Source organism: Vibrio sp. 1457, assembly GCF_033340195.1.
Taxonomy (GTDB): Bacteria; Pseudomonadota; Gammaproteobacteria; order Enterobacterales; family Vibrionaceae; genus Vibrio; species Vibrio alginolyticus.
The window spans coordinates 1-21,043 of sequence record NZ_JAWOWA010000042.1 but is presented as its reverse complement, the minus strand read 5'-3'; the positions used below and the strand labels follow the sequence as shown (position 1 = coordinate 21,043).

19 protein-coding genes and 2 tRNA genes are annotated in these 21,043 nt (G+C 45.6%); 2 read left to right on the top strand and 19 right to left on the bottom strand.

Annotated features, from left to right (window positions below):
- Positions 1–396 precede the first annotated feature (396 nt).
- The 12 genes from lipA to leuS form a co-directional block, all read right to left on the bottom strand.
- Positions 397–1,362: a lipoyl synthase gene (gene lipA / locus R7Z41_RS23045; RefSeq protein WP_005391329.1), complete on the bottom strand. Its 966-nt coding sequence runs from the start codon at positions 1,360–1,362 to the stop codon at positions 397–399.
- Complete coding sequence (gene lipB, locus R7Z41_RS23040) at positions 1,359–2,021, bottom strand: lipoyl(octanoyl) transferase LipB (protein ID WP_225478087.1); 663 nt, start codon at positions 2,019–2,021, stop codon at positions 1,359–1,361. Before lipB ends, lipA begins: the two co-directional genes overlap by 4 nt.
- A gap of 176 nt (positions 2,022–2,197) precedes the next feature.
- Positions 2,198–2,476 (bottom strand): DUF493 family protein YbeD, encoded by a 279-nt coding sequence (ybeD, locus tag R7Z41_RS23035; RefSeq protein WP_005384135.1) that lies wholly within the window; start codon positions 2,474–2,476, stop codon positions 2,198–2,200.
- Positions 2,477–2,615: 139 nt separating this feature from the next.
- Positions 2,616–3,794 carry a serine hydrolase gene (locus R7Z41_RS23030; RefSeq protein ID WP_005384132.1) on the bottom strand — a complete coding sequence of 393 codons (1,179 nt, stop codon included), beginning with the start codon at positions 3,792–3,794 and terminating at the stop codon, positions 2,616–2,618.
- A 91-nt stretch (positions 3,795–3,885) separates the two neighbouring features.
- Positions 3,886–4,689: a septal ring lytic transglycosylase RlpA family protein gene (locus tag R7Z41_RS23025; RefSeq protein WP_206949553.1), complete on the bottom strand. Its 804-nt coding sequence runs from the start codon at positions 4,687–4,689 to the stop codon at positions 3,886–3,888.
- 2 nt (positions 4,690–4,691) lie between these two features.
- On the bottom strand, positions 4,692–5,813 hold the full coding sequence (gene rodA / locus R7Z41_RS23020; RefSeq protein ID WP_005384128.1) for a rod shape-determining protein RodA: 1,122 nt from the start codon (positions 5,811–5,813) through the stop codon (positions 4,692–4,694).
- Positions 5,813–7,729 carry a penicillin-binding protein 2 gene (gene mrdA, locus R7Z41_RS23015; RefSeq protein WP_005384126.1) on the bottom strand — a complete coding sequence of 639 codons (1,917 nt, stop codon included), beginning with the start codon at positions 7,727–7,729 and terminating at the stop codon, positions 5,813–5,815. The genes rodA and mrdA overlap by 1 nt, the downstream gene beginning before the upstream one ends.
- Before the next feature lie 29 nt (positions 7,730–7,758).
- The gene (rlmH, locus tag R7Z41_RS23010) at positions 7,759–8,229 is read right to left on the bottom strand and encodes a 23S rRNA (pseudouridine(1915)-N(3))-methyltransferase RlmH (protein ID WP_017821762.1); all 471 of its coding nucleotides are present in this window, start codon (positions 8,227–8,229) and stop codon (positions 7,759–7,761) included.
- A 4-nt stretch (positions 8,230–8,233) separates the two neighbouring features.
- Positions 8,234–8,551 carry a ribosome silencing factor gene (gene rsfS / locus R7Z41_RS23005; protein ID WP_005373015.1) on the bottom strand — a complete coding sequence of 106 codons (318 nt, stop codon included), beginning with the start codon at positions 8,549–8,551 and terminating at the stop codon, positions 8,234–8,236.
- A gap of 88 nt (positions 8,552–8,639) precedes the next feature.
- Positions 8,640–9,659 (bottom strand): DNA polymerase III subunit delta, encoded by a 1,020-nt coding sequence (holA, locus tag R7Z41_RS23000; protein WP_064369038.1) that lies wholly within the window; start codon positions 9,657–9,659, stop codon positions 8,640–8,642.
- 5 nt (positions 9,660–9,664) lie between these two features.
- On the bottom strand, positions 9,665–10,204 hold the full coding sequence (gene lptE, locus R7Z41_RS22995) for an LPS assembly lipoprotein LptE (protein WP_005384122.1): 540 nt from the start codon (positions 10,202–10,204) through the stop codon (positions 9,665–9,667).
- Positions 10,205–10,356: 152 nt separating this feature from the next.
- Entirely contained in the window at positions 10,357–12,930 is a 2,574-nt protein-coding gene (leuS, locus tag R7Z41_RS22990; RefSeq protein WP_005391313.1) for a leucine--tRNA ligase, read from the bottom strand.
- A gap of 153 nt (positions 12,931–13,083) precedes the next feature.
- Between leuS and R7Z41_RS22985 the strand changes: the two genes are divergently transcribed.
- A complete protein-coding gene (locus R7Z41_RS22985; protein WP_005373024.1) occupies positions 13,084–13,554 on the top strand; it encodes a zinc ribbon-containing protein in 471 nt (156 codons plus the stop codon).
- An 84-nt stretch (positions 13,555–13,638) separates the two neighbouring features.
- Here R7Z41_RS22985 and lnt read toward each other — a convergent pair whose 3' ends face one another.
- From lnt to miaB, 5 genes are all read right to left on the bottom strand, one after another.
- Positions 13,639–15,156 carry an apolipoprotein N-acyltransferase gene (lnt, locus tag R7Z41_RS22980; protein WP_005384119.1) on the bottom strand — a complete coding sequence of 506 codons (1,518 nt, stop codon included), beginning with the start codon at positions 15,154–15,156 and terminating at the stop codon, positions 13,639–13,641.
- Positions 15,157–15,189: 33 nt separating this feature from the next.
- Complete coding sequence (gene corC / locus R7Z41_RS22975; RefSeq protein ID WP_005384118.1) at positions 15,190–16,089, bottom strand: CNNM family magnesium/cobalt transport protein CorC; 900 nt, start codon at positions 16,087–16,089, stop codon at positions 15,190–15,192.
- 105 nt (positions 16,090–16,194) lie between these two features.
- Positions 16,195–16,659 (bottom strand): rRNA maturation RNase YbeY, encoded by a 465-nt coding sequence (gene ybeY / locus R7Z41_RS22970; RefSeq protein ID WP_005373030.1) that lies wholly within the window; start codon positions 16,657–16,659, stop codon positions 16,195–16,197.
- Positions 16,660–16,661: 2 nt separating this feature from the next.
- Entirely contained in the window at positions 16,662–17,759 is a 1,098-nt protein-coding gene (locus tag R7Z41_RS22965; RefSeq protein ID WP_005373033.1) for a PhoH family protein, read from the bottom strand.
- Between the two features lie 73 nt (positions 17,760–17,832).
- On the bottom strand, positions 17,833–19,257 hold the full coding sequence (miaB, locus tag R7Z41_RS22960; protein WP_005373038.1) for a tRNA (N6-isopentenyl adenosine(37)-C2)-methylthiotransferase MiaB: 1,425 nt from the start codon (positions 19,255–19,257) through the stop codon (positions 17,833–17,835).
- A gap of 257 nt (positions 19,258–19,514) precedes the next feature.
- Between miaB and R7Z41_RS22955 the strand changes: the two genes are divergently transcribed.
- Positions 19,515–20,693, top strand: a complete 1,179-nt coding sequence (locus R7Z41_RS22955; protein WP_104975939.1) for a 2-octaprenyl-3-methyl-6-methoxy-1,4-benzoquinol hydroxylase — start codon at positions 19,515–19,517, stop codon at positions 20,691–20,693.
- A gap of 135 nt (positions 20,694–20,828) precedes the next feature.
- Here R7Z41_RS22955 and R7Z41_RS22950 read toward each other — a convergent pair.
- A tRNA-Leu gene (locus R7Z41_RS22950) sits at positions 20,829–20,913 on the bottom strand.
- A gap of 53 nt (positions 20,914–20,966) precedes the next feature.
- Positions 20,967–21,041, bottom strand: a tRNA-Gln gene (locus R7Z41_RS22945).
- Positions 21,042–21,043: the final 2 nt, after the last annotated feature.

Here is a 21,043-nt window from a genome sequence, read left to right as displayed (position 1 = left end):
GGCGCTGGACTAAACAAAGGCCCCCTTTTAGGGGGCTCACACAAAGCCACCTTCTTTAGAAGGTGGTAATTTACTTGTCTGGCGTTTGGAATGAGATATAGCGAGAGTGTGTGATAAGAGGATGGCTACCAACACTGTCCCTTTTCAATATATCCAAACCACGTCATTCCGACGAGCCTAGGCGAGATCAGGAATCTTGTTGAGGCACACTCTTTTACTCAGAGTTTCCCTAAAAATCATCAGTATTCTGAAAACTGATTCTGAATCACGCTCGTTCCTCGCTGTTCAGAATGACAGTGGTAGAATGGCTTTTTATCATCATTTTCCAGATACAAAAAAGGTTGGCACTGAGCCAACCTTTCTTTTCAAAACAAGCTTTTCAAAACAAGCGAGAGCTTATTTAATCTCGATACCTTGAGCTTGCATATCGGCATGGTAAGAAGAGCGCACAAATGGACCACACGCTGCATGCGTGAAGCCAAGTTCTAGTGCAACTTCTTTTAGCTCGTCAAACTCTGATGGTGGAACGTAACGTTCTACTGGCAAGTGGTGACGGCTTGGCGCTAGGTACTGGCCTAGAGTCAGCATCGTTACGCCGTGTGCGCGTAGATCTTTCAGTACTTCGATGATTTCTTCTTTGGTTTCACCAAGGCCCATCATCAAACCAGACTTGGTCGGTACATCGGGATGCTGCTCTTTGAACTTCTTAAGAAGCTCAAGTGACCATTTATAGTTCGCACCTGGGCGAGCTTTACGGTAAAGACGTGGCGCTGTTTCTAAGTTGTGGTTGAAGACATCTGGCGGATTGTCTTTCATTAGATCAAGCGCTACATCCATGCGACCACGGAAGTCAGGAACCAGTGTTTCAATCTTAATATGCGGGTTTAACGCACGGATCTCGCGGTTACAATCGGCAAAGTGTTGTGCACCGCCGTCACGCAGATCGTCACGGTCAACAGAAGTGATTACTACGTATTTCAGCTTCATATCGGCAATGGTTTTCGCCAGTTTTTGAGGCTCTTCTGCTTCCGGTGGTAATGGGCGGCCATGAGCAACGTCACAGAAAGGACAACGACGAGTACAAATAGCACCTAAGATCATGAAGGTTGCTGTACCGTGGTTAAAACATTCCGCTAGGTTCGGGCAAGATGCTTCTTCACATACGGAGTGAAGTTTATTCTTACGCATCGCCGCTTTGATGTCTTGAATTCGTTGGCTGTCGGCTGGTAGCTTGATCTTCATCCAATCAGGCTTACGTAGCACTTCTTTCTGCTCTGTAGGCATGTTCTTTACGGGAATCAATGCCATTTTATCGGCGTCACGATATTTAACGCCTTTTTCCATCTGGATTGGTTTGCTCATGCTTTATTACCTTGAGAAGGTGCTTCTGTGCTGAATTCTACTTGCTCATAATCGAGCAAAGTAACGAGTTCTTCTATTAATTGTTTTTCTACGGCTTCTACATTGTCTGGGCCGCCAAATTGGCTGACCTGAACCATTTCCATACCTTCATAACCACAAGGGTTAATACGCAGAAACGGTGTTAAATCCATATTTACGTTCAAGGCTAAACCATGAAACGAGCATCCTTTACGAATGCGTAAACCGAGAGAGCATATTTTCTTACCGGCAACGTAGACACCTGGTGCGTCAGGTCGCGCGGCTGAGTCAATATTGTATGCTTTTAGCGTGTTGATCACGAGGCTCTCGATTGTGGTAACGAGATCTCGTACACCTAATTTTTTGCGGCGTAGGTTGATCAAGAAGTAGGCGACCAACTGACCAGGGCCATGATACGTAACCTGGCCTCCGCGATCACTTTGTACAACAGGAATATCGCCAGTGTTAATCAAGTGCTCAGCTTTACCTGCCTGTCCTTGCGTAAATACTGGGTTATGTTCTACCAACCAGACTTCATCACGGGTTTCTTCTGTGCGTTGGTCGGTGAACTCATGCATCGCCTTCCATACAGGCTCATAGTCTTGGCGGCCAAGTCGTTTTACAACAAGTTGGTGTTGCATGGGAATTCCTGTTGCTAATATATAAAGTTTTTGGATTATAAACCGGATAACCCTGATGCTCTACCGCTGCGTAACAGATTTTTAACTGAAAGCGATGTAAAGCCTCGTTATCTCTTTGATAAGTAATAAAAAAGCAGCCAGGGCTGCTTTCAAAAAAAATTTAATATATCAAAAAATTATAGAACCATGCGTACGATGTCAATTTCACCTAACTCTTTGTACAGTGTCTCAACCTGCTCGATAGAGGTTGCAGTAATGTTGATTGACACAGAGTGGTAGTTGCCCTTAGCACTTGGTTTAACGGTCGGGCTGTAGTCACCTGGAGCATGGCGCTGAATAACTTCAAGAACAAGCTCTGGAAGTTCAGGCTTTGCATGACCCATTACCTTGTAAGTAAATGAACAAGGGAACTCAAGCAGGTCTTTTAATTTTGCATCAGAGTTGATGGTTAGCATATCGATAACTCCAGTAGATATTCGTTGCGGTGCGAAATAGTACAGTCAAATTAGGGGGAACTCAAGACGAGGAGCTCAAACTTAAAAAGCCGCCCATTCAGGCGGCTTTGCGAATAAGTTTGCTACTCTAACGTTCTTTTTAGAAGAAGCTCTTGAATAACAATACGATGTAATCCCACATGCGGCTAAATAGACTACCTTGCTCTACGGTTTCTAGTGCCATTAGTGGGTACTCGGCAATATCTTCACCATCGATCTGATAGTATAGCTTACCAACTACATCACCTTTATTAATTGGGGCTTCTAGCTCTTTTTCAAGGACGAAGCTTGCTTTTAGGTTTTTCGCTTCACCACGCGGTAGTGTTACGTAAGTATCTTGGTCAAGACCCAGTGCTACGGTGTCTTTGTTACCCATCCACACTTTTTCTTCTACGAACGTTTCACCTGCTTTGTGCGGTGCCACTGTTTCGAAGAAGCGGAAGCCGTAGCTTAGCAGCTTTTTGCTTTCTGACTTACGAGCATTGGCATCTTTAGTACCCATAACGACCGCAACCAAGCGCATTTGACCTTCAGTTGCTGAACTTACTAGGCTGTAACCCGCATTACTTGTGTGACCCGTTTTGATGCCGTCAACGTTCATGCTCTTATCCCAAAGTAGACCGTTACGGTTGTATTGGGTGATGCCGTTGTAAGTAAATTTCTTCTCTGAGTACACTCGGTACTCATTTGGTACGTCACGGATAAGTGCTTTACCTAGCAGTGCCATGTCGTATGGTGTTGAGTACAATTCTGCGTTATCTAAGCCATGAACGTTGGCAAAGTGCGAGTTAGTCATACCCAATGTGTTGGCCCAAGCGTTCATTAGGTCAACAAATGCATCTTCTGAACCTGCAATATGTTCTGCCATCGCAACACAGGCATCGTTACCTGACTGGACGATGATACCTCGGTTCAGGTCACGTACTTTAACTGTTGTGCCTACTTCAATGAACATCTTTGATGAATCAGGGAAGTTTTTCGCCCACGCATTTTTACTGATGGTGACATCATCATCTTCTGAGATATTACCACGCGCTAGCTCTTGGCCGATTACATAGCTGGTCATCATCTTAGTCAGACTAGCTGGAGACAATTTTGTGTTCATCTCTTTCTCTGCCAGTACTTTACCTGAATGGTAATCCATCAGCACGTAGCCCTTCGCCGCGATTTGAGGGGCATCTGGAACAACGATAGGTGATGCAAGAGCAGATTGAGCGAAAGTTGCAGAAAGGGCAACCGAAGAAACGAGAATAGATTTCACAAACTTATTTTTATTCATGGTAATTCAAATTTTTGGGTTAACTGCAGACATCTTATCAGAATCCCTAGTTATGTAAGAGGGGGATCAAAGAGAAATTCATGACACGAGGTCATTTGGCAGTGTTGTGTTTTTTAATAAATGCAGACGAATAGCCGAGCAACTTTACTTTATCTAATGTGGCTTGCGTCAGGGAATAGTCAGTAAATGGCCCTAACAACAAGCGATAAGACTCTTTCGCACTCTCTAGGAAAGTTTCTGTATCCAATTTTTGACCAAGCTCGGTACCTAAAGTTCGCGCGCGTTCTTCATTTTTTGATGATGCCACTTGAATAACGTACCTAGGGTGCGCTTCTAATGACTTTTTGTCCGTGGGCTGATTGATACTGATCACTTCAATTTCCACGTTCGCGGTGCCTGTTTTTATGACATCTAACTTGTGCGCGGCGGCATAGCTTAAATCAATGATACGGCCATCGTGAAAAGGACCTCGGTCATTAACTCGTACTATGGTGGTTTTGCCGTTGTCAGTATTGGTAACTTTTACGTAACTTGGTAACGGTAGCGTTTTATGCGCTGCCGTCATTGAGTACATGTCATAGATTTCGCCATTAGAAGTCAAATGACCTTGGAATTTTTTCCCATACCAAGATGCGCGGCCTTTTTCTTTAAAGCCTTTCGCATTGCGAACTATTTTGTAGTCTTTGCCACGCAAGTGGTAATCTTTGTTCCCACCTAGGCTGTACGGTTCATATTTAGGATGCGCATCCTCGATGTGTTCGACTGAAAGCGGTGTATCCGGTGCAACATCGGATTCGAGTTCGTAACGGCCTTCTTGTTCTTTTTGGCTAGTTGATGAACAGCCTGCCAAAATAAGAGCAGATAAAACCAAGGAATATAAAGCGCGTTTTTGCATGTCTAGGTCGCCTTAGAGAATGCTTTTCGGTGCGTATGAATCGACATCAGAATACCAAAACCAGCCATCAAGGTTACCATTGATGTGCCGCCATAACTGATGAGTGGCAACGGTACACCTACTACAGGTAGGATGCCACTTACCATGCCAATATTTACAAAAATATACACGAAGAAGCTGAGTACAATACTGCCTGCCATCATTCGTCCAAATGCGGTTTGCGCTTGGCTGGCGAGATATAAACCTCGTCCAATAATAAATAGATAGATGGCTAAAAGGCAAAGGAAGCCAATCATACCCCATTCTTCAGCAATTACTGCAAAGATAAAGTCAGTGTGTCGTTCTGGAAGAAATTCTAGTTGTGACTGCGTACCTTGCAACCAACCTTTGCCGGAAATACCACCGGAGCCAATCGCAATTTTACTCTGAATAATGTGGTAGCCCGCTCCTAGCGGATCAGATTCCGGGTTAAATAGAGTACGAACTCGCACTTTTTGATACTCTCGCATCAAGAAAAACCACAGAATTGGAATGAAACCACCTAATGCAATCGCAGCACCTGCAATTATTTTCCAGCTAATGCCGGCGAGGAAGATAACAAAAATACCGGAAGCCGCGATCAGGATCGAGGTACCTAAGTCAGGCTGTTTTGCAATGAGAATGGTTGGTAAGCAGACCATAATCAGTGCAACAATGAGTGTTCTTAGCGTTGGTGGGAGGGGCTGTCTACCAACATAGCGAGCCACCATTAATGGCACCGCGAGCTTCAATAGCTCTGACGGTTGAAAGCGCACAAAACCGAGGTTAAGCCAACGCTGCGCGCCTTTCGATGCTTCACCGAAAAACAGCACGCCGAAAAGCAGTATAACGCCACCAACGAACATCAAAGGTGCCAAGCTTTCGTAAGTTCGTGGAGAAAGCTGTGCAAGGACGAGCATCACAACGAGTGAAAGCACCATTCGCATGGCTTGGCGATCCATCATCAGTAAACTTTGGCCACTGGCGCTGTACATGATCACCAGGCCAAACCCCATCAGGGCCAGTATGCCAAGTAGGAGTGGTAAGTCAATATGGAAGCGTTCAAACAGGGCGCGATTTTTACCTGTAGAGGGATCCATCTTCATTACTGTTTTACCTCTTTCTTCGCATTGTTTTCAGGCTCAATTTCTTCTGGACCAAGAACGACTCGGTCAAAAATTTTCCTTACTACTGGGGCACCGTTACTAGAACCACCACCGGCATTTTCTAGTACTACAGTGACGACCACTTTAGGATCATCAAATGGTGCAAAGCCAGTAAATAACGCATGGTCACGTAAGTGCTCGGCGATCTCATCGGCGTTGTATTCTTCGTTTTCACCCAGACCGAAGACCTGTGCAGTACCTGATTTACCCGCTGTTTCATAATTCATTTTGTAGAATGAGCGGCGAGCTGTTCCGCGCGTGCCATGGTTTACCCGACGCATGCCTTCTTTCGCCATATCCCAGTACTTTTTCGGCACATTCTTGATTGGTGGGTAAGTCACGTATTCTGTCGTTTGCTGCTCTTCGAAGTCGTTACCATTTTCTATCGTCGCTTTGAGCAAGTGAGGTGCGATCACTTCTCCCTCGTTTACTAATACGGAGGTTGCTTTGGCGATTTGCATTGGTGTTGCTGTCCAATATCCTTGGCCGATACCCACAGGGATCGTATCACCTTTATACCATGGGGTTTTATGGCGAGACATTTTCCAGTCACGAGTCGGCATATTCGCCTTACTTTCTTCGTAGATATCGATGCCAGTGTAATCACCAAAGCCGAACATCATCATCCAATTCGAAATACGGTCAATACCCATGTCATAAGCGATTTGATAGTAGAAGGTATCAACAGACTCTTCGATCGACTTAATGATATCGACGCGTCCGTGCCCCCAACGCAACCAGTCACGGAATGGGCGAGTGTTGGAGTTTGGTATGCGCCAATAACCAGGATCATTTCGCGTGGTGTTAGGTGTGACGACACCTTCTTGCAGCGCGGCTACCGCCATAAATGGTTTGATGGTAGACGCAGGGGGGTAAATGCCAAGTGTAGTGCGGTTGACCAAAGGACGGTTTTTATCGTTCAAAAGGGCGCGATAGTCTTTACCTGAGATTCCGTGCACGAACGAGTTAGGATCGTAGCTAGGGCTCGAAACCATAGCCAGTACGCCGTTGTCTCTAGGATCGATCACTACAGCACTGCCTCGGCGGCCGTCCAATAATTGGTGTACGTACAACTGCAAGTTGATATCAAGGTTTAAAACGATGTCTTTTCCGGGTACAGGTGGAACGTACTTTAAGGTACGAATTACTCGGCCGCGGCTGTTTACCTCGACTTCTTGATATCCGGCTGTACCGTGTAAGAGGTCTTCGTAGTATTTTTCAATACCCAGCTTACCAATGTCGCGAGTGGCTTGATAGTTTGCGTCTTTTTCTTCTCGGATCAGGCGCTGCATGTCGCGATCATTGATTCGAGAAACATACCCAATCACGTGGGTTAAGACTTCGCTGAAAGGGTAGTAGCGCTTTAAGGTCGCACTTATTTCCACACCTGGAAAGCGGTACTGATTGACGGAGAATACTGCTACTTGTTTTTCGTTCAGTTGGGTAAGCAGTGGGACCGATTTAAATCGACGAGTCCGTTTACGCTCGTGGTGGAAACGTTCAATCTGGTCTGGTGTAATTTCCAGAATAGTTTGTAATTCTTGGATGGTTGCATCAATGTCTTTAATTTTTTCTGGGGTCAGTTCTAAGTTAAAGACGGGACGGTTCTCTGCCAGTAAAACGCCATTTCGGTCATAAATTAGACCTCGGTTAGGCGCGATAGGCACTACTTTGATGCGGTTATCGTTCGAGCGGGTTTGATAGTCTTGAAACTGGTTCACCTGAATGTTGTACATGTTGGCAACCAGAGCTCCCATCAAGACAACAATGCCGATAAAAGCAACAATAGCGCGGCTGGCAAACAGACGCGCTTCGGCTTGATAATCTCGGATTTGACTGCGGCGTTTACGAATCATTAACGCTTGGCTCTAAAGTTAAACAACGATTATTCGCGATGATAAGGGTGGTTAGCGGTGATGCTCCACGCTCGGTATAAGCTTTCTGCCATTACGATACGCACTAGAGGGTGGGGTAGCGTTAAGGCAGATAATGACCAGCTTTGGTCTGCTGCAGCTTTGCATGCAGGAGCGAGTCCTTCAGGACCGCCGATTAATATTGATACATCACGGCCATCTAATTTCCAAGCTTCTAACTGCTCAGCGAGTTGAGGAGTGTCCCATTTTTTACCTGGGATATCTAACGTGACGATACGGTTGCCTTTTGGTACCGCCGCGAGCATCGCTTCTCCTTCTTTTTGCAGGATGCGAGCGATATCGGCATTCTTACCACGCTTGCCAGCAGAGATTTCAATCAACTCCAACGGCATATCATGCGGGAAACGGCGACGATATTCTTGAAAGCCTTCCTCAACCCATTTTGGCATTTTTGTGCCAACAGCAATTAGTTGAATTTTCAAAAGATTAACCCCAGAGTTTTTCTAGCTGGTAGAGTTCGCGGTGCTCTTCTTGCATCACGTGAAGCATGGCGTCGCCCATATCTAGGACTACCCATTCACCTTCGTTTTCACCTTCCATTCCTAGTGGCTCAAGACCGGCTTTTTTCACTTCTGTTGCAACATGGTCAGCGATGGATGAAACGTGGCGTTTGGATGTACCAGTACAGATGATCATGTAATCTGTCACGCTTGATTTATCTTCCACATTTAGGACGATAATGTCTTCCGCTTTCATGTCGTCGGCTTTATCAGCTAAAAAGTCTTTCAGTTCTTCGCGAAGCACTCGGTTTTCCTCGGTTTGTCTCTTATCTCTACAGTGTTTTACATTCTTGCTTGCAAAACAGGTCGCGCACTATATCACGCTTTGATTTTTAAATTGCCAGCTTAATATCAGGAGAGCAGGTTTCTAAGCTCAACTGATGAATAGTTGGCCATACAGACTCGTCATATTGAGTTTTGGCTTTTATCTCGGCTTGAGCCAATAAGGAGAGCAATGCACAAATACGACTCGCTGATAAGCGGGCCAGTGCTGCGTTATAGAGTGGACGCTTGTTTTGCCAAACTCGATATTTCTCAAATACCTGGTTCATTCCCATTTGAGTTAAGTCTTGATGCATATTTAAAAGTTGGCTCAACTCTTTTTGTACACTTCGAATCAAGATCACGGTCTCAACCCCTTCCGCCTCAAGTTGGCGAAGAATACGTTGTGCACGGTTTGCTTTACCTGCCAGTAAGGCGTCGATCCAGTTAAAGGTAGTGAAGTGATTATGGCGACTTAGGGCTTCCTCTAAACGTATGATGGTCAGCTCACCATCCGGATAGAGTAGGGCCAATTTCTCTAAGCTTTGTGTCAATGCAAATAGGTTACCTTCATGCCATTGAGCCAACATTTGCAGTGATTGCTGATCGGGTTTTAGTCCCAACGTGCGGCAACGTGTCTGAATGAACATAGGTAGGCGTTGAAGGTCTGGCGACAAGCAGCTTACCCAATCGCCTTTTGAGCTTAATGCTTTGAACCATTTCGCATTTTCTTGGGCTTTGGTCAGTTTGCTACCAACAATGACGAGCATGATGTCATCATGAAGCATATCACACAGTGTTTGCAGCTCTTTGCTGACGGCGGTTGTTACGCCACTTTCAGGAATTTCAAGCTCAATCAATTGACGGTTTGAAAACAGGCTCATCGCTTGGAAACAGTCGTAAACTTGGTTCCAGTCGATGCTAGCATCCACCGAAAAACGGTGTTTTTCCTCAAAACCTTGCTGAAACGCTGCCTTTTGGATTGCTTGGCGGCTTTCTTGAATCAGTAACGGCTCATTACCAAAGATTAAGTAAACCTGTTTAATTTGTTTAGTTAAATGATCCGTTAGCTTATCGGCATAAATTCGCATAGTGACTAAGAGTTTTTGTTCGCTGGCTCAGAGATTTGTCCTGCTTCATATTCGGCACGAATACGGCCCAACTGGCGCATCATCTGTTTTGCAGCTTGCAAGCGCATCTCGTCTTCAATTACGTCACGCTCAACAGATTTTGCAAGTGCGGTCAACGGGTTGTCTAGGTAGTTGCGGTTTACTGTTGTCGTAAAGTTTTTAGAACCATAGCCAGGAATTGTCACACGGTATTTTACTACGTATGTCAGCTCTTTTTCTGCTGCACGGCTATTTTGATAAAGCGATAGTGTACGCTCATCGATTGTCGCTTCCGTCAAATGAAGGTTGGGTACCGTCGATGATGGTTGAACAAGTTCAACTTTGTTCAGTTCGAGTTGAGAGCGAACATAGCGAGTTAATTCACTGTATTCATCGTAGCTGGAGAAAGACATAGTGTGCAGCTCTTCCGGTACGGAATACTCGCCGCGAAGGTGAAAACCACAGGCAGAAAGAAGCCCCGCTAATACCAATACCACTGGTAGTTTAATCAAAGAGAAAAAGCGCATTGATTGTATTCATCCTAAATTGAAGGGGTTATTTACCTTAAACCACTCATGTGAATGGTTTGAGGTAAATAAACAGGGTAGAAAACTACCCTGTTTAATGACTCTTGGTTAACAAATAAGTTCGCTAAACAGAGACAAATTGACAGCTGCGATTAGTTTGCAACGATGTTCAGCAGTTTACCTGGAACGTAAATAACTTTACGAATAGTCAGGCCATCAGTGAACTTAACCACGTTTTCGTCGTTTAGACCAAGCTGTTCGATATCGTCTTTAGAGATATCAGCTGGGACTGTTAGCTTCGCACGTAGCTTACCGTTAACTTGAACAACGATAGTTTTTTCGTCTTCAACTAGCGCTTTTTCGTCAAACGTCGGCCATGCCGCGTTATCAATGTCTGTTTCACCTAGTGCTGCCCATAGCTCGTATGAGATATGCGGAGTGATAGGGTAAAGCATGACAACAATAGCTTTCAGTGCCTCGTCAAGGATTGCACGATCTTGCGCAGATTCTTGAGGCGCTTTCGCTAGTTTGTTCATCAGCTCCATGATCGCTGCGATCGCGGTGTTGAATGTTTGACGACGAGCGATATCGTCCGTCACTTTCGCGATAGTCTTGTGAACGTCACGGCGAAGTGCTTTTTGATCACCAGAAAGCGCTGCGGTATCTACTGCTTCTGCTGCGCCTTTCGCTGTGTGCTCTTTCACTAGTTTCCAAACACGTTTTAGGAAGCGGTTCGCACCTTCTACGCCAGACTCTTGCCATTCAAGTGTCATGTCCGCTGGAGACGCGAACATCATGAATAGACGTACTGTGTCAGCGCCGTACTTGTCTACCATTTCTTGAGGGTCGATACCGTTGTTCTTAGACTTAGACATCTTGATCATGCCTGAGTGCGTTACATCACGACCTTCAGTGTCTTTAGCAGAAGTAATGCGGCCTTTACCATCACGTTCAACGGCTACGTCTGTTGGAGCTACCCACTCTTTACCACCTTTCTCGTTCTCGAAGTAGAACGCATCAGCCAGTACCATGCCTTGACACAGTAGTTGCTTGAACGGTTCGTCAGACGTTACGTAGCCCGCGTCACGTAGCAACTTGTGGAAGAAGCGTGAGTACAGTAGGTGCATACAAGCGTGCTCGATACCGCCGATGTACTGGTCTACTGGTAGCCAGTAGTTTGCTTTTTCTGGATCTAGGATGTCGTCTGCTTGCGGTGAACAATAACGCGCGTAGTACCAAGAAGATTCCATGAATGTATCGAACGTATCTGTCTCACGTAGAGCAGGTTCGCCGTTAAAGGTTGTCTTCGCCCACTCTTTGTCTGCTTTGATTGGGCTGGTTACGCCGTCCATTACCACGTCTTCTGGAAGAATCACTGGTAGTTGGTCAGCAGGTACTGGGTGAACTTCACCGTCTTCAGTCGTTACCATTGGGATTGGTGCGCCCCAGTAACGTTGACGAGATACACCCCAGTCGCGTAGACGGAAGTTTACAGTCTTAGTGCCTTTGCCTTCTGCTTCTAGCTTCGCTGCAATTGCATCGAACGCCGCTTGGAATTCGAGGCCGTCGAATTCACCTGAATCGAACAGTACGCCTTTCTCTGTGTATGCTGCTTCAGAGATGTCTAGCTCGCTGCCATCAGCAGGCTTGATAACAGGCACGATGTCTAGACCGTACTTCGTTGCGAACTCGTAGTCACGTTGGTCGTGCGCAGGTACAGCCATTACCGCGCCTGTACCGTAGTCCATCAGTACGAAGTTTGCTACGTATACTGGTACTTCGCGGCCGTTCAATGGATGAATAGCAGTAAGGCCAGTTGCCATACCTTTCTTCTCCATTGTCGCTAGCTCAGCTTCTGCAACCTTGTTGTTCTTACATTCGTCGATAAACGCTGCAAGCTCTGGATTGTTCTCTGCTGCAAGAGCTGCAAGAGGGTGGCCGGCTGCGATACCCACGTAAGTCACACCCATTAGCGTATCTGGACGTGTTGTGTAAACTTCTAGGTCTTGTTGACCCTTAACTTCAAACTTCAGTTCAACACCTTCAGAACGACCAATCCAGTTGCGCTGCATGGTTTTCACCATTTCAGGCCAACCTTCAAGCTTGTCTAAGTCGTCTAGTAGCTCTTGAGCGTACTCAGTGATTTTGATGAACCATTGAGGGATTTCTTTTTGCTCTACAGGCGTATCACAACGCCAGCAACAACCGTCTTCAACCTGCTCGTTTGCAAGAACAGTTTGGTCGTTAGGACACCAGTTAACAGAAGAAGTCTTTTTGTAAACTAAACCTTTCTCGTAAAGTTTAGTGAAGAACTCTTGTTCCCAGCGGTAGTACTCCGGTGTACATGTTGCGAATTCACGGTTCCAATCGTAACCAAAGCCTAGAAGCTTAAGTTGGTTCTTCATGTATTCGATGTTTTCGTAAGTCCAAGGTGCTGGCGCAGTTTTGTTTTTTACTGCTGCGTTTTCTGCAGGTAGACCGAATGCGTCCCAACCGATTGGTTGCATCACGTTTTTGCCTTGTAGGCGTTGGAAACGAGATACTACATCACCGATAGTGTAGTTGCGCACGTGACCCATGTGCAGTCGACCACTTGGGTATGGGAACATGGACAGACAGTAGAATTTTTCTTTATTTGGGTCTTCACTTACAACAAAGGTTTTGTTGTCATCCCAGTGCTTTTGAACTTTTTGTTCAATATCTTGTGGGTTGTATTGTTCTTGCATCGATGGTATCCGTTATCTTGGAATTTGTGAGTTCGGTTAGAACAGACTTAAATAGATCGTCATAGAATACCTAAAGCTAGGGATCACAACAATAGCCAATCTGTACCCATGCGCCCTTAAGTGACGCAGGTAGGAGAAAGATGGAGGTCAGTTATGCCTAAACGTAAAACAGGTTATGAGGAAATGCTCGAGGATGTGATTGAAACCTTGAAGCACAGTCCGGAAGAAGTTAACAAAGCGATTGAGACGTCGGGCAAAGTGGTGGATGCTGCTAATGACTTGACCAAAGATGAATTGGCTTTAATCAAAGCGTACCTTAAAGCAGACTTAAAAGAGTTTTCAGAGAGTTACGAGGATAGCAAAAGCGGCCCGTTTTACTTAACGATTGCGGACTCGATATGGCAAGGGCTGTTAGAGATTACTGACCGAACTAAAGTTGAGTGGGTTGAGTTGTTCGATGACTTAGAGCATCAAGGGCTATATGAAGCAGGAGAGGTGATAGGCTTAGGCACTTTAGTCTGTGATGAGTGTGGTCACAAGACAACGTATAACCATCCAACTGTAATCATTCCGTGTATTAAATGTGGTCACAAAGGCTTTACTCGTCAGTCATTAAAGCCATAAATGGCGCGTAACGACAGTATAATGCTATGAATAAAAAAGAGGCTTAGTCGCCTCTTTTTTGTCTTTTCTACTTTCAAGCTGTTATCAGCTCTGTTTTCTTCTTAAACCGAAAGCCAGAGCTAAACTTAACCCTACCCAAATATACAATGGCCAAGTACCAACGATTCGATATGGCGTTTTCCCATCGGTTGGGGTGAGCTCTGCGCGCAGTACTGCAGTTTCAAACTGCGGTACTTGCTCAACGATTTTACCTTTGTGATCGGTTACCGCTGTTAATCCGTTGTTAGTCGAGCGGATGAGCGGTTTACCTAACTCTAAGGCACGCATACGGGCGATCTCCATATGCTGAAGAGGGCCGATAGAGTGACCAAACCATGCATCGTTTGAAAGCGTTAGAATGAAGTCTGTTTCGTCAGTCACATTTTGACGCACTTGCTCATTAAAGATGATCTCATAGCAAAGCGCTGGTGCCATGTGCATGCCATTCGCAACGATGTTTGGCTGCACAAAAGCCCCACGGCTAAACGATGACATCGGTAGGTTAAAGAATGGCGCTAATGGGCGCAAAATATCTTCAAATGGTACAAACTCACCAAACGGTAGTAGGTGATGCTTATGGTAACGTTCGCTTAAATCGAAGCTGTAGTCACCGTATGGTGTGATGCCGAGGGACAGAATACTGTTGTAGAACTGTCGATCTTCAGCTTGGTTGACGACACCGGTGATGATTGCGCTGTTATTCATTTTTGCAGCGCTGTCGATATTGCTCAAAAATGAAGGCACTTCAATTTCAAAAGCGGGAATTGCTGCTTCTGGCCAAACGATAATGTCAGCATCCCAGTTTTCACGAGTTAAGTCAGCGTACTTCATGATGGTTGGCCAGCGTTGACTTGGTAGCCACTTTAGGTTTTGGTCTACGTTACCTTGAATTAGTGCGAGCTTAGTCGTGTCTTCTGGTCGGGGTGTTACCCAATCGTAGTTGCGAATCCCAAAGCCAGTACTGAGTAGTACCGCAGGGATAATCACCATCAGCCACTGCTTATGAATCCATGCATAGGCTAACGCCCCTGCGCTGATAAGGATAAATAGAGTAAGCAGTTCTACGCCGCCAATTGGTGCAAAGCTTGCGAGTGGAGCATCTATCTGGCTATAGCCTAGCCATAACCAAGGGAAGCCGGTCATCACCCAACCACGCAACCAATCACTGATCAGCCATAAAGCAGGTGCAGCGAGAAGTGCTTTTGTGAGCGTAAATTGAGGAAACAGCTTGTTGTTGAGCCAAGCAAATAAGCCTGAATAAACAGCCAAGTAGGCAACAAGTAAGCCCATTAAAAATAAATTGGCAATGAGCGGCATACCGCCAAAACCGGAGATACTGACGTAAACCCAGCTAACGCCAGTTGCAAATTGACCTAACCCCCAAGCATAACCAATCCATAGTGCGCGTTTCGGAGTTTGGTTAGCAAGAAGAATCAGTAGAATTGCAGGGCTAAGAATGGCAATAGGCCACAGCTGGTAAGGAGCAAAAGCGAGTGTAGTAGAGGCGCCAACAAAAGCGGCCACTAAGGGCCGCTTAAGGCGATGAAAGAGTTCATTCATCATTGTAATTTTCTGAGATTCCCAATGGGTATCGCGTTACTCTTGAGTGGCTTCAACCAGGGTTTCTTCGTCTGGGATCGTCACTTGGAGTTGAATGACACGACGGTTATCGGCAGCGGTGACTTTGAAGTTGTAGCCTTCAATTTCAACCAGTTCACCACGAGAAGGTAAGTGACCAAAGGCAGTCATGACCATACCACCAACGGTATCAACTTCCTCATCGCTGAAGTTGGTTCCGAATGTCTCATTAAACTCTTCGATGGTTGTCAGCGCTCTGACAGCAAACGTATGCTTGCTCAGCTTACGAATGTCCGTCTCTTCACTTTCATCGAATTCATCTTCAATATCCCCGACGATTTCCTCAAGGATATCTTCAATGGTCACAAGACCAGAAACACCACCGAATTCATCGACAACAATGGCCATATGATAACGTTCTTCACGGAATTCTTTCAGCAGTCGATCAACGCGTTTACTTTCCGGTACCACAACCGCTGGTCGAATGACTTCTTCGATATCAAATGGATTACTGCCTGAGCCTAAGTATTTAAGTAAGTCCTTCGCTAGAAGTATGCCTTCCACATGGTCTTTATCTTCGCTGATCACAGGGTAGCGAGAGTGTTGAGCATCGGTAATCAAAGCAACCAAGGTATCAAGGTCGTGAGTACGCTCAACTGTAACCATTTGCGAACGCGGGATCATAATGTCACGCACACGCATTTCGGAGATTTCCATAACACCTTCGAGCATATCGCGAGTGTCATGGTCAATCAGGTCGTTAACTTCAGAGTCGCGGATAACATCCACAAGCTCTTGGCGATCTTTTGGTTCGCCCTGAAATAGTTGACCTAGACGTTCAAAGAAGGACTTTCTACTCGGACCTTCTGCCTTTTCTTTCTTATCTTCGTTAGAAGAGGGAGAATTATCTTCGTTCATTGTTTCTCAATTAAGTAACGCTATCAGAAGTGTGATAGCACACATAGAGAGGCGAACACGAGAGTCATTTAGGTGGTTCGCCTTTCCCTGTCGAGTGGCCAATAGCTACTCTTTTTCAGCAATGTAAGGATCTTCATAACCCATACCTTGCATGATTTCGGTTTCGAGGGACTCCATCTCTTCGGCTTCGTCATCCTCTATATGATCATAACCTAGCAGATGCAAGCTGCCATGTACAACCATATGCGCCCAATGTGCTAGCAGAGGCTTGCTCTGTTCAACCGCCTCTTTTTCAACAACTTGGCGGCAAATAATCAAATCACCAAGTAAATCTATTTCCATACCAGGAGGTGCTTCAAATGGAAATGACAACACATTAGTTGGTTTATCTTTGCCGCGATACTCATGGTTGAGCGTATGACTTTCTTGTTCATCAACAATACGAATGGTGACTTCGGCTTGTGGTTGGAAGAGAGGAATGGTCTTATCTAGCCACAATTGGAAATCTTGCTGCGAAGGCAAACCTTCTTCATTTTCGACTGCCAGTTGCAGATCAAGTTCAATCGCCATGGTTATTCCTTAGTTGAAGCAACTTGTGCATTCAGTTCGGCTTTTGCTGCTTCTAGTAACTTCGCATCGCGTTCTTCACGACGGCGTTTCTCGAACTCTTTACGCTCTTTCTGGTCTTGTGCTTCCCACTTCTCGTACGCGTTAACGATACGAGCAACCACAGGGTGACGTACAACGTCGTCGGCCAAGAAGAAGTTAAAGCTGATGTCGTCAACTTCGCTTAGTACTTCAATAGCATGACGAAGACCCGATTTCGCACCACGAGGTAAGTCAATCTGCGTGACATCACCAGTGATAACCGCGCGAGAGTTAAAACCAATACGTGTTAGGAACATCTTCATCTGCTCAACAGTGGTGTTTTGACTCTCATCAAGAATGATGAAGGCGTCGTTTAGAGTACGACCACGCATGTAAGCAAGAGGGGCGACCTCAATCACGTTACGTTCAATCAGCTTCTCTACGCGCTCAAAGCCCAGCATTTCAAATAGGGCGTCGTATAGCGGACGTAGGTATGGGTCGACTTTCTGGCTTAAATCACCAGGTAGGAAGCCCAATTTCTCACCAGCTTCAACCGCTGGACGAGTAAGTAGAATACGACGGATCTCTTGGCGCTCTAGTGCGTCAACAGCTGCTGCTACAGCAAGGTAGGTTTTACCTGTACCAGCCGGGCCAATACCAAAAGAAATATCATGCGTGACCATGTTAACCAAGTACTGCGCTTGGTTTGGCGTACGTGGTTTGATCACACCTTTCTTGGTTTTGACGAAGACTTCTTTACCATGCTCGATATTAGACTCAGTATTCTGCTCAAGAACACCAGACTCTTTGATCGCTAGATGGATTTGCTCAGGCTCAATATCTGGGATCTCACCTCGTACAGGTGCGGTATCAACATATAGAGTTTTCAGGATATCCAGCGCAGCTGATGCGGTATGAGGTTTACCGACAATCGTAAAGTGGTCACTACGGTGGTTAATTTCAACGCCTAGACGACGTTCTAAATGCTTGATGTTGTCATCGAATGGACCGCACAGGCTAGCTAGTCGGCGGTTGTCTGAAGGTTCTAGGTTAATTTCTAGAGTTACGATTTTATTGCTCAATGTTGCCTCTCATTTTTTGCCACTTAGTGAGAGCCTGATAACGACCAGGCTCTCTATGGCTATTTATACGAGCTTACGGCGTAAAAGTAGCTACACCCAGCTCATCTTCGCGACGTGTTTTCGCCATCATCTGCGTTGGGGAAATCACACTACGAAGATCCATGTCTTTTTCAGTACGTACTAGCTCACCACGCAGTGAGTTTGCAAATACGTCTACGATCTTCACATCAACGAACTGACCAATTAGGTCTGCACTACCTTCAAAGTTTACTACACGGTTGTTTTCTGTACGAGCGCGTAGTTCCATTAGGTTTTTCTTCGAAGGACCTTCAACTAGAACACGTTGTTCTGTGCCAAGCATTAAGCGAGAGTAACGCATCGCTTGAGCATTGATAGTTTGCTGTAGTTCGTAAAGGCGCTCTTTCTTCACTTGTTCTGACACATCACAAGGGTAATCCGCTGCTGGCGTACCTGGACGTGGAGAGAAAATAAAGCTGAAGCTCATGTCAAAGTCTACATCTTTGATTAGCTTCATGGTGTCTTGGAAGTCTTTGTCTGTCTCACCAGGGAAACCAACAATAAAGTCTGAACTGATTTGAATATCAGGACGAGCTTTACGCAGTTTACGGATGATCGATTTGTATTCGATAGCGGTGTGAGGGCGTTTCATCATCGTTAGGATACGGTCACTACCACTTTGCACAGGTAAGTGCAGGAAGCTCACAAGTTCTGGCGTATCTTCGTATACTGCGATGATGTCGTCTGTGAATTCTAACGGGTGGCTCGTCGTGAAACGAATACGGTCGATACCATCGATAGACGCAACCAAACGAAGCAGTTCTGCAAATGAACAGATCTCACCATCGTGCATAGGACCACGGTACGCGTTTACGTTTTGACCCAGAAGGTTTACTTCACGTACGCCTTGTTCAGCAAGTTGGGCGATTTCGAACAGTACGTCATCCATTGGACGGCTTACTTCTTCACCACGAGTGTACGGTACGACACAGTAAGTACAGTACTTAGAGCAGCCTTCCATAATAGAAACGAATGCTGTCGCACCTTCAGCGCGAGGTTCAGGTAGGCGGTCGAATTTTTCGATCTCTGGGAACGAAATGTCCATAACTGGTGCATCATCGGACTGAGATTGTTTGATCATCTCAGGTAGGCGGTGCAAAGTTTGTGGGCCAAAAATAACGTCAACGTATGGTGCACGTTCACGAATATGGTCACCTTCTTGCGTTGCTACACAACCACCTACACCGATAACTACGCCAGGTTTTTTATCTTTTAGTGTTTTCCAGCGGCCTAGCTGGTGGAAAACTTTCTCTTGCGCTTTTTCACGGATCGAACAGGTGTTAAGTAGAAGTACGTCTGCTTCCTCTGGCTCTTCCGTCAGCTCGTAGCCGTTTGCAGCATTAAGCAGGTCGGCCATTTTTGATGAATCGTATTCGTTCATCTGGCAGCCCCAGGTTTTAATTAGCAGTTTCTTACTCATCTCACTTTCGCTCGTTCAGTTGTACTTAAATCGGAGAGCTATTGCTCAAATTATAGCCGCCATCACGGCGGTAAGCGGCGTATTGTACTGCTTTAAAAAGCACCTGACTAGTGATCTAGCTAATTCTCTGCAAAGCCTGATGAAATCTAGTTTTTCGCCCTATGCAGAACAAGGTTTTTTGTTAAACAATTTTGTAAAAATAGCCATGGAAAGTACAATAAAAAACGCCAATTAATCAGCACGATGAAGAGTGAAAAATGAACAAGTATGACATCGCCGTGATCGGTGGCGGTATGGTTGGGGCAGCCGTCGCTGTTGGATTTGCCAAGCAGGGCAGAAGCGTTGTCTTGGTCGAAGGTACAAAACCTAAAGTTTTTGATGCCGCTCAGGCGATGGATATTCGTGTATCTGCAATCTCGCACCAGTCGGTGGAGTTACTTGATTCACTCGGAGCATGGTCAGAGATCAAGAGCATGCGAGTTTGTCCTTATCGGCGCTTAGAAACTTGGGAGCACCCAGAGTGCCGTACTCGTTTTCACTCTGATGAATTGTCATTGGATCAGCTAGGTTACATCGTTGAAAATCGCCTAATCCAATTAGGTCTTTGGCAAGTCTTCTCTCAGTATGAAAATCTAACCGTGATGTGTCCTGAGCGATTAAAAGCCATTGAGTTTGCAGATGTAAACCTTGTGACACTAGAAAGTGGGGCGCAGTTTGAAGCTAACTGGGTGATTGGTGCTGATGGTGCAAACTCTAAAGTTCGTCAATTGGCTGGAATTGGTGTAACTGCGTGGGATTACCGACAACACTGCATGTTGATTAATGTGAAAACAGAATTGCCACAGCAAGATATCACTTGGCAACAATTTACTCCTTCAGGCCCGCGTTCATTTTTACCTTTGTGCTCTTTGAGTAACGACGATGGTCAAGTAGTAGGCCAAGGTTCTTTGGTTTGGTATGACTCGCCTATACGTATTAAACAACTGTGTGCGATGGGTAAACCTCAACTAAGGGAAGAAATCTTACGTCATTTCCCTGCTGAATTAGGCGATATTGAAGTTTTACAGTTTGGCTCATTCCCACTCACTCGTCGTCATGCGCAAAGCTACTCAAGCAAAAATTGCGTGTTAGTGGGTGACTCTGCTCATACGATCAATCCGCTTGCAGGGCAAGGGGTAAACTTAGGCTTCAAAGATGTAGACGTTCTCCTTTCGGTAACAGAACACCAAGAAAAGCTGGAAGATACCTTACTCGCGAAATACGAACGCGCACGTCGACCTGACAACTTACTCATGCAGACGGGCATGGACTTTTTCTATAAAGGTTTTAGCAACGATCTTGGGCCATTGAAGTTCGTACGTAATGCTGCATTGAAGCTTGCTGAAAACTCAGGGCCAATTAAGGCTCAAGTACTGAAATACGCGTTAGGTATGTAGTAAGCTACTCAAATCACAGATAGAAAAAAAGCGAGCCATGAGCTCGCTTTTTTAATTCGGCAAATCTAATGATTTCCCGAGTCCAGAACCAAAAAAAGAAAAAACCCAGCAAAGTCATGCTGGGTTTTCCGATAATGGTGCGGAAGGAGAGACTTGAACTCTCACACCTTGCGGCGCCAGAACCTAAATCTGGTGCGTCTACCAATTCCGCCACTTCCGCAACTTAATCTGTAGATATCAAGATAATTGGTAAAATCTCAATATCGTTGTATATGGCAGGGCTACCTGGATTCGAACCAGGGAATGGCGGCATCAAAAGCCGCTGCCTTACCGCTTGGCGATAGCCCTAC

Excerpts from the sequence above, each read along its gene's own strand:
- corC (WP_005384118.1), bottom strand. The coding sequence starts at position 16,089 with ATGAACGAAGATAATTCTCCCTCTTCTAACGAAGATAAGAAAGAAAAG.
- leuS (WP_005391313.1), bottom strand. The coding sequence starts at position 12,930 with ATGCAAGAACAATACAACCCACAAGATATTGAACAAAAAGTTCAAAAG.
- lipB (WP_225478087.1), bottom strand. The coding sequence starts at position 2,021 with ATGCAACACCAACTTGTTGTAAAACGACTTGGCCGCCAAGACTATGAG.
- R7Z41_RS23030 (WP_005384132.1), bottom strand. The coding sequence starts at position 3,794 with ATGAATAAAAATAAGTTTGTGAAATCTATTCTCGTTTCTTCGGTTGCC.
- lptE (WP_005384122.1), bottom strand. The coding sequence starts at position 10,204 with ATGCGCTTTTTCTCTTTGATTAAACTACCAGTGGTATTGGTATTAGCG.
- R7Z41_RS22985 (WP_005373024.1), top strand. The coding sequence starts at position 13,084 with ATGCCTAAACGTAAAACAGGTTATGAGGAAATGCTCGAGGATGTGATT.
- ybeY (WP_005373030.1), bottom strand. The coding sequence starts at position 16,659 with ATGGCGATTGAACTTGATCTGCAACTGGCAGTCGAAAATGAAGAAGGT.
- R7Z41_RS22955 (WP_104975939.1), top strand. The coding sequence starts at position 19,515 with ATGAACAAGTATGACATCGCCGTGATCGGTGGCGGTATGGTTGGGGCA.
- lnt (WP_005384119.1), bottom strand. The coding sequence starts at position 15,156 with ATGATGAATGAACTCTTTCATCGCCTTAAGCGGCCCTTAGTGGCCGCT.
- lipA (WP_005391329.1), bottom strand. The coding sequence starts at position 1,362 with ATGAGCAAACCAATCCAGATGGAAAAAGGCGTTAAATATCGTGACGCC.
- R7Z41_RS23025 (WP_206949553.1), bottom strand. The coding sequence starts at position 4,689 with ATGCAAAAACGCGCTTTATATTCCTTGGTTTTATCTGCTCTTATTTTG.
- mrdA (WP_005384126.1), bottom strand. The coding sequence starts at position 7,729 with ATGATTCGTAAACGCCGCAGTCAAATCCGAGATTATCAAGCCGAAGCG.
- miaB (WP_005373038.1), bottom strand. The coding sequence starts at position 19,257 with ATGAGTAAGAAACTGCTAATTAAAACCTGGGGCTGCCAGATGAACGAA.
- rodA (WP_005384128.1), bottom strand. The coding sequence starts at position 5,813 with ATGAAGATGGATCCCTCTACAGGTAAAAATCGCGCCCTGTTTGAACGC.
- holA (WP_064369038.1), bottom strand. The coding sequence starts at position 9,659 with ATGCGAATTTATGCCGATAAGCTAACGGATCATTTAACTAAACAAATT.
- ybeD (WP_005384135.1), bottom strand. The coding sequence starts at position 2,476 with ATGCTAACCATCAACTCTGATGCAAAATTAAAAGACCTGCTTGAGTTC.